The following is a 13,329-nucleotide window of genomic DNA, read 5'->3' as shown; positions in this document are numbered from 1 at the left end:
TATTTATAATAAGCTTTTTCCTCCCATACCGATCTTTCGTTTTCATATATAGTTTGTATTCAAGCCTTTTTGTATTGAGAAAGTATGTTTTAACTTAATAAAGCGTTTACACTAAATCTTACATTTGTTACGATTTAATCACCCCCAGCTCCCTTGTATAGACTTCGTGATGTCTGATCATTTTATCTAGACGTTTCATACGTCTAGATTCATTTTGATTTATTGGCGTATGCCTTTAAATATATTTTTTATTTTGAAAGGAGAAATGGCTATGAGGTCTCAAAAATTCACACTGCTATTACTATCTCTACTACTTTTCTTACCTCTTTTTCTCAAAAATTTTATTACTCCAAATCTCGCATTAGCAGATTCACCAAAGCAAAGTCAAAAAATTGTTGGGTACTTTCCTTCGTGGGGCGTTTACGGACGTAATTATCAAGTTGCTGACATTGATGCATCAAAACTTACTCACCTTAACTATGCTTTCGCGGATATTTGTTGGAATGGAAAACATGGAAACCCTTCTACTCACACTGATAATCCAAATAAACAAACGTGGAACTGTAAAGAATCTGGTGTACCATTGCAAAATAAAGAGGTTCCTAATGGTACTCTCGTACTCGGTGAACCATGGGCTGATGTTACCAAATCGTATCCTGGTTCAGGGACAACTTGGGAAGATTGCGATAAATATGCCCGTTGCGGAAATTTCGGAGAACTAAAACGATTAAAAGCTAAATATCCTCACTTAAAAACAATTATTTCCGTTGGTGGCTGGACTTGGTCTAACCGCTTTTCTGATATGGCCGCTGATGAAAAAACAAGAAAAGTATTTGCTGAATCTACAGTATCTTTTCTTCGTGCATATGGGTTTGATGGCGTGGATTTAGACTGGGAATATCCGGGCGTTGAAACGATTCCTGGTGGTAGTTATCGTCCTGAAGATAAACAAAATTTCACTCTCCTTCTTCAAGACGTCCGAAATGCTTTGAATAAAGCAGGTGCTGAAGATGGCAAACAATATTTACTAACAATCGCTTCAGGCGCAAGCCAACGCTACGCTGATCATACAGAGCTAAAGAAAATTTCTCAAATACTCGATTGGATTAATATTATGACATATGATTTCCACGGCGGATGGGAAGCTACTTCTAATCATAATGCAGCTCTATATAAGGATCCAAATGACCCAGCAGCAAATACGAATTTTTACGTAGATGGTGCTATAGATGTTTATACAAATGAAGGTGTTCCAGTGGATAAACTAGTATTAGGCGTACCTTTTTACGGACGTGGCTGGAAAAGTTGTGGTAAAGAAAATAACGGACAATATCAACCTTGCAAACCAGGTAGTGATGGGAAACTTGCTTCTAAAGGTACTTGGGATGATTATTCTACCGGTGACACAGGTGTATATGATTACGGTGATTTAGCAGCCAATTACGTTAATAAAAATGGTTTTGTACGCTACTGGAATGACACAGCTAAAGTACCTTATTTATATAATGCAACTACAGGCACATTTATTAGCTACGATGACAATGAATCTATGAAATATAAAACAGACTATATAAAGACGAAAGGTTTAAGTGGAGCAATGTTTTGGGAACTAAGCGGAGATTGCCGTACAAGTCCAAAATATAGTTGTAGTGGTCCAAAATTACTTGATACGCTAGTAAAAGAATTACTTGGTGGACCTATTAACCAAAAAGATACTGAGCCACCAACGAATGTTAAAAACATTATAGTTACGAATAAAACTTCAAGCTCAGTTCAATTAAGCTGGACTGCATCCACTGATAACGTAGGCGTTACTGAATACGAAATTACTGCCGGAGAAGAAAAATGGAGTGCAACAACAAATAGCATTACAATTAAAAACTTAAAACCTAATACGGAATACACATTTTCAGTAATTGCCAAAGATGCTTCTGGAAATAAATCACAACCTACCGCTCTTACTGTCAAAACGGATGAAGCTAATACAACACCTCCTGATGGAAATGGCACTGCTACATTTTCAGTCACTTCGAATTGGGGAAGCGGTTATAACTTCTCGATTATAATTAAAAATAACGGAACGACTCCTATTAAAAATTGGAAATTAGAATTTGATTATAGCGGCAATTTAACACAAGTTTGGGATTCTAAAATTAGTAGTAAAACAAATAATCATTATGTAATTACGAACGCAGGATGGAATGGCGAAATTCCTCCTGGTGGATCAATTACAATTGGTGGTGCAGGAACGGGTAATCCTACCGAACTTTTAAATGCCGTCATTAGCGAAAACTAGACGTAATATCCATTAATTATTTCACTAAAGTTTGAATTTAGGTTTGAGCAATACTTCCTAAATTCAAACTTTTAATTTTATGAAAAATAAAAAGCATCACAATAACCTATTATAATTAGTTTCCAATATGAAGTTGATATGAAGTTAATTTGAATTTTACATGAATTCCCTTTAATTTCTATTGTCTTCCTATAATATCCACATTATTCTTTACATATAGGAATTATTTTCATTCCACTTTGAACTATCTATATATATAAAGAAAGATAGTCACCTTTTAGGGAAAGGCTTTCGTATTATTATAAATATAACAAAAGAAAAAGCACGCTTATAAGCGCACCATAAGAGTGCTTCTTCATACAATTCTCATGTAAGAGTTCTCGAAAATCATGTTAATCACAAAGAAAAGACATTAGCTCATAAAAGCTAATGTCTTTTCTTTATTCATATTGTTCAGCATTCCACTCTTCTATATTCCATACTTTTGTTATCCACGATTCATAGAAAGAAGGTTCATGTGAGACAATTAAAACCGTTCCTTTATATTGTTGTAACGCTTCTTTTAAAGCCATCTTAGTTTCTACATCCAAATGATTAGTCGGTTCGTCTAAAATTAAAACATCAGCTTTTTCTATTTTTTCATATAAGGAGCTAACACACTTAAAATCTCTTCTTTATCCTTTTTTAATTCGAGTGATGTTAACATATCCATCGTTCTCGGTCTAGGTAATTTCACTTGTACCTCGCCAACAATTGACGCTGGTCTTTGAGATAAAATAAATACGCGATCTGAAAGCAAGATTGCCTCATCTAAGTCATGTGTAACCATAACGATTGTTTGCTTCTCTTGATGCCAAGAGTTTAAAAGCCAGCTATGTACTTCCATTTTTGTAAATGCATCTAACTTTCCAAAAGGCTCATCAAGCAGCATAATTGGCTTTTCACATAAATATGTGCGCAGAAAACTAATTCTTTGACGCATACCACCAGACAATTCATCTGGATAATGGTCTGCATATTCATCTAGTTCGAACTGCTTTAATGCTTCCATTCCTTCTGTCAGCCTTTGTTTTTTCGGCTTTCCTTCAATTTCTAACGGAAGAACGATATTTTGCAAAGCTGATCGCCACGGTAGTAATAAATCTTGTTGTGGCATATAACTAACAACATCTTGCCCTTGTACTTGCTTATCTTTATACATTACGTTCCCGCTTGTTGGTTTTTCAACATTTGCAATCATGTTTAATAATGTGCTTTTCCCGCAACCACTCGGTCCTACAAAGGAAACAAACTCTCCCTCTTGTATAGAGGCACTAATATTCTCTAATACATTCTTTCCGTCGAAAGATTTCACTATATTTTTTATTTGTAATCCGCTCATTTTTCACTTGGAAGGAATTCATTTGTAAAAGCATCTTTTACATCGATTTTCTTTTTAATAACTTTGTTGTCATATAAGAAATTCATGTAATTCGTCCAAATTTCTTCCTTCTGTACTCCCCATGCTTTCGCATCATCTTGATACTTCGTACTTAACCATTTCTGGCTTTCTTGAACTAAATCTTTATTTACATCTGGAACAGCTTTAATTAGAATATCAGCAGCTTCTTTCGGTTCCTTAATTGCAAAATTATAACCTTCTGTTGTTGCACTCATAAACTTTTTCACAAAGTCTTTATCTTGCTTCGTATGTTTTTCACTCGTAATAATAACAGGACTATAGAAATCAAGCGCTGGATCTAAGTCCTTCACCATAATCGTATTTAACTCTTTTCCTTGGCGCTTCGCTTCAATTCCATCCCAACCGTAATAAATCCATTCGAAATCTGCATCACGACCGATTGATTTAAAGAAATCTGTTTGTCCTAAGATGATTTTTTCAACTTTATTAAAATCAGCTTGATGCTTATCCATAATCGTCTTTAATGTCGCTTCTTCCGCTGGTCCTCCCCAGCCGCCATAACGTTTACCTTCAAAATCTTTCGGTGACGTCATATTATCTTTCTTAAGCGATGCAAACGCTGAAGTGTTATGCTGAATAATCGCTCCTACAGATACAACAGGAATTCCTTCCACACGAGCTAATGTTACATTTTCTTGTGCGCTTATTGCGAAGTCTGCTTTTCCTGATGCTATCATTTGCTCTGCTGTTACATTGTCACCCGGTTGAATAATTTCTACATCTAATCCTTGCTTTTTGTAATAATCTTTCGTTTGTGCTACATATAAGCCAGTATGATTCGTATTTGGAAACCAATCTAATACTACTTTTACTTTTTGATCTTTACTTGCACTTTCTTCTTTCTTCGCCGGATTACATCCAGCCACACCTACCGCTAATAAGGCAGCTAACATAACTTTCAAACCTTTTTTCATTTTCTGCCGTCCTTTCTATATATCCATGGTGCTGTTATTCTTGCCATAAACTCTACGATAAAATACAGGCACAATGTCACCATAACGATGATTGCTGCAACACCAAATACTCGAGCAGTCAAAAATGATTTTGTAGCCCTCGTAAGCATAACGCCTAATCCTTCACTTGCACCGAGCCATTCTCCGATAATTGCCCCCATTACGCTATATGTAACTGCAATTTTTAAGCCTGAGAAAAAGTATGGAAGCACTGCTGGAAATTTTACTTTCTGGTAAACTTGCCATTTCGTCGCCTTCATTGTTTGTAACAGCTTCAACATGTTTTTATCTACTGTTTGAAAACCTTCTAAAATACTAAGCGCAATTGGGAAGAAACAAACGAGTATTACGACCATTACTTTCGGCAACATCCCATATCCAAACCAAATAATAAATAGTGGTGCAAGTACAACAATTGGAATTGTTTGCGAAATAACAAGCAATGGATTTATTAAAATACGAAATAACGGTATAACGTCCATAATAATTGCGATGCTCGTCCCCAATAAAATTGCAAAGAATAGTCCAATTATAACTTCCTGCAGTGTTTGCATCGTATTTGGTAATAGTAAATCTTTCATCCCAATTAATTCTTGAACAATGGCAGAAGGCTTTGGTAAAATCCACGGTTCGATTTTAAATAATGAAACAGATCCTTCCCATATCGCAATGAGAAGGATAAGCCAAATAGTTGTAATAAGTTTAGATTGCTTCTGGTTTTGCATATTCATCACGGTACTTCCAAACCTTTTCATCTATCGTTACACCAGTGCTTGGACGATAATGGATTTTAATAGAAGTAATCACTTCTTCTGCTCCAGCATCGACGCAAGCTTGTTGTGCACGTTTAACGACATCAAGAAGTACATCTAATTCTCCTTCCAAAGTTGTTTCCATTGCCCCTACTTCATAACGAACTCCCGATTGTTGCACAACTTCAATTGCTTTATCGACAACAGAATATACATCTTTCGTTTTCGCTTGTGGTACTACTGAAAATGACATTGTAACTTGTTGTGACATAATAAAATCCCCCTTATAAAATTAAATTTCAAAAATAAGAAAAGGCTTTCCTACTGCGTAGGAAAGCCTTGTATGCAAGTTATTATAGAATAACATATGCTACATCACTTTAAGTAACTCCCTACGCTGGCATTATCCAGATCAGGTTGAGGGTCGATGTTTACTTACATCCTCTCAGCCAATTGGCTCCCCGGTCCTTAATTCGTTTTCATTGTAGCATGATTTATTTTATTGAACAAACAAAAGCATGCATAATCATTTCATTATTTTTGGAAAATAACCAACTTTTTCACCATGAGCTAATAACTGCTGTATAAATTCTTTATTAATTGCTGGTACTTTCAATTCTTTTTTCTTAATCCATTCATTCGTTCTACGCGTACCCATTACAATTTCAGATTGCTGCGCTCCATCTCCTGCAACTTGAGAAGCAATTAACTCTGCTATTACTTCATTTCCCTTTGCTAATTCAAGTCCGGCATTTTCATATTCTGAAAGTGTAACCAGTTCAAGATTGTATCCACACTCTCCAATTAGCTGTATAAATTGTTCAAACTCAATTTGATGTGGATGACAGATGTGCAATGTTTCTCCATCTATTTGTGAATCTTGTACATACGTTACAATTGATTTACTAGCAAAATCAATTGGTGTGAAATCAACTTTCCACTTCACATTTGGTGCTTTTCCAATTAATAGCATTGTTTTAATAAGACGATAAAATGCGTTTCCTTCAATATTTTGTTGGAACGAACCTGTTTCTGAATGACATGCTAAATTACCTGCACGATAAATATTTCCACGCAAACCATTTTTCATTGCTTCACGAACAATGTTTTCCGCTTGTAGTTTACTATTTGAATATACATTCTCTAAGTCTACACTGTAATTAAAATCACCAGTTTTCATGTATGTATCCCATTGATCTACCGCTAATTCTAACGGGATACCAATCGTAGAAATAAAATGGAATGTAGCATCTTTTTCCACTAATGCTAGCATACGGCTAGTTCCTTGGACATTTATATTTTCAAATTGTTTTACATCTCCAAAATGTCTTACATCTGCACCGCAATGAATTATCGTATCCATCTTAGAACTGATGAACATAAATTCTTCTTCGCTCATCCCAAGATACTCTTCTCCCAGATCACCAGCTACGGCCTGTATACGCTGTAACCATTCTTCACATATATCATTAAAGTAAGCTGTTAATGTATCTATAATTCTTTGCTGCACATCTTTGGTTGGTCTTACTAAACAATAAATAGTAGCAGATGTATCTCTCAGCAATTCATATAATATGTGTGATCCTAAATAACCAGTAGCTCCTGTTAAAAAGACATTTGAAATCTGGGTTTCTTCCAAAACGTTTGCATACGTAATAGTATCCGGTTCGTGAATCACTTTATATTCACGAAATACTTCTTCTTTCTCTACTTTTACTTCTCGCTCAATTCGAGCTAATCCATATATCGTTCTTTCTTTAAAGAAATCTTGAATTGTTAAATGTGAGAAATCTTCTTTTAACAATGTTAAGACTCGTAATACTTTCAATGAATGTCCACCAATTGTAAAGAAATCATCATGCACTCCAACTTTTGAAATTCCTAATACTTCCGCCCAAGCGTTCGCTATTTGTTTTTCTGCTTTATTAGAAGGTGCAACATATTCTTGTAGACGAACCGGTTCATACTTTTCTTCTAACTGAGCTAACTTCTTAACATCAATCTTTTTATTAGGTGTAAGTGGTAATTCATTAATATAAATTAGTTTAGATGGCACCATATAATCTGGTAATTGCTCTTGTAACTGATAAACTAATTCTGGTATTTCTTTTTTATTTAAAGTTGTATAGAACGCGATTAAATATTGGCTACCTTCCTTACTCTTCTTAGCAAAAACAGCATTTTCTTTTATATTATGATTTTGAGAAATTTTACTTTGGATTTCTCCTAGTTCAATACGATGTCCTCTAATTTTTACTTGATCATCTTTCCGATGTAAAAACTCTATATTTCCATCCTCTAGCAACTTAACAATATCACCTGTTTTATATATACTAACTATAGGATTAAAAGGGTTCGGAATAAAAGCTTCAATTGTTTTATTAGGTTTATTAAAATACCCTTTTGCTAATCCTACTGAATCTATATATAATTCACCAGGTACACCAATTGGACAAAGATTCATATTCTCATCCAAAATCATAACTTGATAATTAGAACATGGTTTACCAATGGGAATACTCGCAATATCCTCATTTAACTGACTAGGTATTTTATAAGTTGTCGTCACTACTGTACATTCTGTCGGTCCGTATACATTATGAATTTCAACATTTGTACCTATTCTTTCTCTCCACAATTTAATAACCTCTACAGGCAACATTTCACCGCCAATCGCAATTCTTTTTAGGGAAGCTAGCTTATATATATCTTCTTCTGCTAAATAAGTTGCTACTTGTCGAACAAAAATTGTTGCTAATGCCAAGATCGAAGTTGCTTTCACTTTATAGATTGCATGTGCAAATGCTTCTACAGACAATCGCTCTTCCTCTAATAATACATACAAGTTTCCTCCACAGAATAAAGAAGCAAATGACTCCCATACAGAAGCATCGAAACTAAAGGAAGGAAATTGGGCAAATACATCCTCTTCTGTCAATTCATATTGCTTTTGCATCCAAATGTACAGATTAACAACGCCTCTATGTGCTAACATCGTTCCCTTTGGATTCCCTGTTGAACCAGATGTATAAATCATATAAGCTACATCATCACAATGAATAGACAACTTTACATCTATATCTTCACAAGTTTCACTATCATACATTGAAACTGTTTGAACCCCATCACATGTTATAGGCGTCTCTTTCATCAATATAACTTTCGCTTGGCTATCTTGAATAATGTACTGTATTCTACTTTCCGGATAATCTGGATCAATCGGAACATACGCTGCACCAGCTTTTAATATAGCTACCATACTTACTACTGTGTCTATGCTACGTTTCATAAATATTCCAACATAGTCTCCTAATTGGACGCCGTTTTTAATTAACATATGAGCTATTTGATTACTTTTTTTATTTAGCTCCTCATAAGTTAAAGTACCTTCCCTTGAAGATAAAGCTATACGATTTGGAAATTGAGTAACAGTATTATAGAACATATCGACGATACTTTTCTCAGGATATACTGCTGTCGTATCATTCACTTGACTATAAAGTGCCATCTCGGCCTCTGTAATAACATTAAAATCATTTATATAATTATTATTATTTTGTAATGTATTGATTAAAACACCTTGTATTTGTTGTGCATAACGAGTAATCGTTGTCTCTTTCCAATTAACACTATTAAATATTATTTCTACGCTTTGCATATTTTTACTGAATACAAATTGTAATGTATTCGTGTCTTGTAGCTCATAATATGTTTCACCAATAATAATAGGTGACATTTCATATAATGTATTACCGTTTTGAAACTCTTCTATTTCTTCCTCATTCATTTCTTTAATTTGTTCCAGTTGCTCTTCAATCTGTAAATTCAAACTTTCATAGGAGAGAAAATTAGAAATTTCAATAGTAATCGGAAATAAACTTCCTCTTACATGATAAAGCACGACAATATGTTTTTCTTTAGAAATATGATATAACCACGTTGCAGTCGCTCCTATTAAATCTACAATGTGAGTCAAATTTGGAAATAGTTCAGTTTTTCTTTTTACCCCAAATTCTGTTCCTTGAACATCTTTAGGTATTTTAATACTTCCTTCTACTTTTCCTAAAAATTCTTTTACCATCTCATTATAAGAAATTGCTAATTTCATATTTATGTAAATTCCTCTCTCAAATATAATAAAGGTGTGAAAATTCACACCTTTTTCATCCCTTATTAACGGGCAAATTAGTTCAATTCATAATCAAAGGGGGATCCCCCTTCGATTAGAATTGATCTTTCTTCTTATTCACTTTTAAACTCACCAATTAGCTCTTGTAATTCCTGAGAAAGCCAACTTAAAGAAGTCGCTAATTCTGCAATATCTTGTACTGATATTTCTTGCTCTTTCATGCTTTCTTCAACATTACTACTGCTGTTGGCATAAGTATTTGCAATATGTGATAATTCATTTACGACTTGAACAATATTCTGGCTATTTTGTAAAATGTCACTCGAATTACCAGAGACAGCTTTTACTTGATCTGTAACAGATTGCGCTGATTTTGAAATTTTTTCAAAGAAATCTCCACTACTTTGAACAAGTGAAATTCCAGTTTCTACTTCTTTTGAACCTTTTTGCATTGAAACTACAGCATCTTCTGTCTCAGCTTGTGTTTCACCAATTAATTTCGCTATATCTTTTGCAGACGCTTCAGTTTGTTCTGCTAATTTTCGTACTTCATCAGCAACAACTGCAAACCCTCTTCCAGCTGCTCCAGCACGTGAAGCCTCAATAGAAGCATTTAAAGCTAATAAATTTGTTTGATTTGAAATACCTGTAATTACAGTTACGATATCACTAATTTCTTTTGACCTTGTTTCTAACGAATAAATGATGGAAGATAAATCCTGTACTGCATTTTGGATTAAACTCATTTGATTAATAATTTGTCCAATCACTTCATTACCTTCAATTGAATGTTGCTCCATACCTTCAGAAGCAACCGCAACTTGTTTTGCAGCCCCAGTTATCTCTTCTACCTTATCTTCCATTCCATGTACAATTCCTAAACATTGTTGTACTGAAGTTTTTTGAGACTGTGCCCCTACTCTTAAACCTTCAATAGAACTTGCAATCTCTTGAACTGCCATACTGTTTTCCTCTGTACTCGCCGACAATTCTTGTGAAGAAGAAGAAACTTGCTCAGCAGTTTGCCTTACTTTATCTATAATCCCTTTAAATTTTTCAATCGTGTTATTGAAATAAACATTAATAATTCCAATATCATCTGGTCTTTCTTTTAATTTAATACTTAAATCACCTTCACCAATTTTACGTAATCCTTCTCGTAAATCTTTTAATGGAGCTAGCGAGTGACGCACGATAAAGAATTGAGTAATAGTCGCAATTGCTAATGAAATAATGATAAAGAGTAAGCCCTGTATCATAAACTTCTCTTTTGTAATAGGAACAATGGAAGCATCTAAGTCAGCCGCAATAATTGCAACAATATTGTTTTCTCCATCTGTAATTGGTTCTAATATTGTCACCCACGAACCTATTTCATCTTCATATACTTCTGTCATTTGGGCCTTTTTCGTATCAATGACCTTATCGTACGCCTTCATCCAATGAGCGGGTTGTTCATAATAATCTCCCGGCTTTATAGGGAATGCATTTGTTAACTCTGTAGTCAAACCAACGAGTTGTAATTCTCGCTTTTCATTCGGCTTTGCTCCTGTAACATACGTTTGTCCAACACTTTTCAATTCTTTTGACACTTCATCTAATTTCTCTGTTAACTTTTCTTTTTTCACTTTTTCGGCTGTAGGATCTTTCGCCATGTCTCTAACTAATTCTACATCCAATTTTTTCAACACTATTTCTCCTGTTTCAATAGACTGTCTTTCAAATAAAGACATCATACTATTTTGAAACATGTTGAAACTTAACGCGCCCATACTTCCAACAAGTGTCAAAATAACTAATACGGTTAATAAGACGTTCTTTTGAAGGAACGATAACTTATGCCAATATTTTTTCATTAATATCCACCTTCCTTAATGATTCTAAACAAAAAAAACAAAATATATGAATATTTTGTTTAAAGATGTTTCTCAATATGTTCGAGAATAAAAAAAAGCCAATGTAAAAGCATTGGCCAAGACCAACCCTATCCGTCCGGTAACTGGCTAGCATAGCCTTTCGACCTTAGCTCCTGTAGTTTTGCGTCCTCATGTTTCCATCAGTTTGCCTTTCTCGCTGAACGAGTTGAACGATATGGGAGTTCTATGAGAATCATATATTCTCTATCAAAGGTTACAACATATAAATCAAAATGTCTACTTATTTAGAGATATAAATACAAATTTTTAACGAATTGCTTTTTCGAAATAATTTCAAAAAGTACGTGAATGTTACTTTTTTTGTGTTATATAATAAAAAATGTATAAATAACAAGGATTTCTTCGGGTATTTATTTAATTTTCATTCAAATTAAACTATTCGAATATATCTTAACTAATGAATTTCGGAGGTAGTTTATCATGTTTTGGCTACAATTTCTTACCTTGTTACTCTGTATTTTTATTGGTGCACGCCTAGGCGGAGTTGGTTTAGGAGTAATGGGTGGAGTTGGTATGGCAATACTCGTTTTTGTCTTCCACTTACAACCGACCGCGCCTCCTATCGATGTAATGCTTATGATTTTGGCAGTAATTACAGCCGCTGGTGCTTTGCAAGCTGCTGGAGGAATGGACTATCTTGTTCACCTAGCTGAAAAAGCATTACGAAAAAATCCAAAGCGTATTACTTTTTTTGCTCCAATTGTTACTTATTTATTCACACTATGTGCAGGTACTGGTCACGTTGCCTATTCTGTACTTCCTGTTATTGCAGAAGTCTCTCGTGAATCAGGGGTTAGACCGGAACGCCCAATGTCGATTGCCGTAATCGCTTCTCAACAAGCAATTACAGCTAGCCCAATTTCAGCTGCCACAGTTGCTCTTTTAGCAATGTTAGCTGACTATAAAATCACTTTATTAGATATTTTAAAAGTGAGTATTCCTTCTACTTTCATTGCTTGTATGTTAGCAGCATTCGTTGCTAGTAAGATGGGAAAAGAATTAAATGAAGACCCTGAATACTTAAAACGATTAAAAGAAGGAATGATTCCTAAGCTTGAAGAGAAAAAAGAATTTGTAGGTGTAAAGGGCGCCAAATTATCAGTTATCCTTTTCCTTGTAGGAACCTTCCTTGTTGTACTTCTTGGTTCATTTGAAGCACTTCGTCCAGGATGGATAGTTGATGGGAAGTTAGCCCGTCTTTCCATGCCGAACACAATTGAGATGGTTATGTTAACTATCGCGGCTCTTATTATTATTTTCTGTAAACCAAATGTAGAAAGCATTGTGTCTGGTAACGTCTTTAAAGCAGGAGCAACAGCAGTTGTTGCTATTTTCGGTATCGCTTGGATGGGAGATACTTTCTTTAATGGAAACTTAAATATGATTCAAGGATCTATTCAGCATTTAGTAACAAGTGCACCTTGGCTATTTGCCATCGCACTATTCATTCTATCTATTTTACTGTACAGCCAAGCAGCAACAGTACGTGCCTTAATGCCACTTGGACTATCCCTTGGTATTCCACCAGCACTACTGATTGCGATGTTCCCTGCAGTAAACGGATATTTCTTCATTCCAAACTACGGGACAATCGTTGCTGCCATTAACTTTGACCGTACTGGTACAACAGGTATCGGTAAATACGTATTAAATCATAGCTTTATGATTCCAGGCTTAATTGCAACATTTACTTCTATCGGAATTGGAATGCTTTTAATTTCTATTATGTTTTAAAGAAAAAGCACAAACCCTTATTTAAAAAGGTTTGTGCTTTTTTAATAAGGGTTTGTTTAAATTTTT

General features: G+C 34.6%; 8 protein-coding genes, 1 pseudogene and 2 riboswitches. Of the genes and pseudogenes, 2 read left to right on the top strand and 7 right to left on the bottom strand.

Going from position 1 to position 13,329, the window contains the following annotated elements; genetic code table 11:
• The first annotated feature begins 271 nt into the window (after positions 1–271).
• Entirely contained in the window at positions 272–2,296 is a 2,025-nt protein-coding gene (locus tag AC0ONG_RS00745) for a glycosyl hydrolase family 18 protein (protein WP_474203505.1), read from the top strand.
• A gap of 440 nt (positions 2,297–2,736) precedes the next feature.
• On the opposite strand, the pseudogene AC0ONG_RS00740 reads toward AC0ONG_RS00745, so the two are convergent.
• The 7 genes and pseudogenes from AC0ONG_RS00740 to AC0ONG_RS00710 form a co-directional block, all read right to left on the bottom strand.
• Positions 2,737–2,931, bottom strand: a pseudogene (locus AC0ONG_RS00740) (P-loop NTPase family protein); the annotation flags it as partial.
• Positions 2,928–3,677: an ABC transporter ATP-binding protein gene (locus AC0ONG_RS00735; RefSeq protein WP_098829332.1), complete on the bottom strand. Its 750-nt coding sequence runs from the start codon at positions 3,675–3,677 to the stop codon at positions 2,928–2,930. The pseudogene AC0ONG_RS00740 and the gene AC0ONG_RS00735, both read right to left, overlap by 4 nt.
• Positions 3,674–4,672: an ABC transporter substrate-binding protein gene (locus tag AC0ONG_RS00730; RefSeq protein ID WP_000715556.1), complete on the bottom strand. Its 999-nt coding sequence runs from the start codon at positions 4,670–4,672 to the stop codon at positions 3,674–3,676. The genes AC0ONG_RS00735 and AC0ONG_RS00730 overlap by 4 nt, the downstream gene beginning before the upstream one ends.
• Positions 4,669–5,442: an ABC transporter permease gene (locus AC0ONG_RS00725; protein ID WP_001057166.1), complete on the bottom strand. Its 774-nt coding sequence runs from the start codon at positions 5,440–5,442 to the stop codon at positions 4,669–4,671. Before AC0ONG_RS00725 ends, AC0ONG_RS00730 begins: the two co-directional genes overlap by 4 nt.
• Positions 5,414–5,734 carry an MTH1187 family thiamine-binding protein gene (locus tag AC0ONG_RS00720; RefSeq protein WP_000082906.1) on the bottom strand — a complete coding sequence of 107 codons (321 nt, stop codon included), beginning with the start codon at positions 5,732–5,734 and terminating at the stop codon, positions 5,414–5,416. The genes AC0ONG_RS00725 and AC0ONG_RS00720 overlap by 29 nt, the downstream gene beginning before the upstream one ends.
• A gap of 101 nt (positions 5,735–5,835) precedes the next feature.
• Positions 5,836–5,937: riboswitch (TPP riboswitch) on the bottom strand.
• Positions 5,938–5,989: 52 nt separating this feature from the next.
• Positions 5,990–9,571, bottom strand: coding sequence for a non-ribosomal peptide synthetase family protein (locus AC0ONG_RS00715; RefSeq protein WP_098829331.1), 3,582 nt, complete (start codon positions 9,569–9,571; stop codon positions 5,990–5,992).
• Between the two features lie 134 nt (positions 9,572–9,705).
• A complete protein-coding gene (locus AC0ONG_RS00710; protein ID WP_000761081.1) occupies positions 9,706–11,448 on the bottom strand; it encodes a methyl-accepting chemotaxis protein in 1,743 nt (580 codons plus the stop codon).
• 135 nt (positions 11,449–11,583) lie between these two features.
• Positions 11,584–11,668: riboswitch (cyclic di-GMP riboswitch) on the bottom strand.
• Between the two features lie 281 nt (positions 11,669–11,949).
• Between AC0ONG_RS00710 and AC0ONG_RS00705 the strand changes: the two genes are divergently transcribed.
• Positions 11,950–13,263, top strand: a complete 1,314-nt coding sequence (locus AC0ONG_RS00705) for an anaerobic C4-dicarboxylate transporter family protein (protein ID WP_000498722.1) — start codon at positions 11,950–11,952, stop codon at positions 13,261–13,263.
• The last annotated feature ends 66 nt before the right edge of the window (positions 13,264–13,329 follow it).

Source organism: Bacillus sp. TCT6 (genome assembly GCF_056033845.1).
This window is presented reverse-complemented; position numbering and strand designations above follow the sequence as displayed.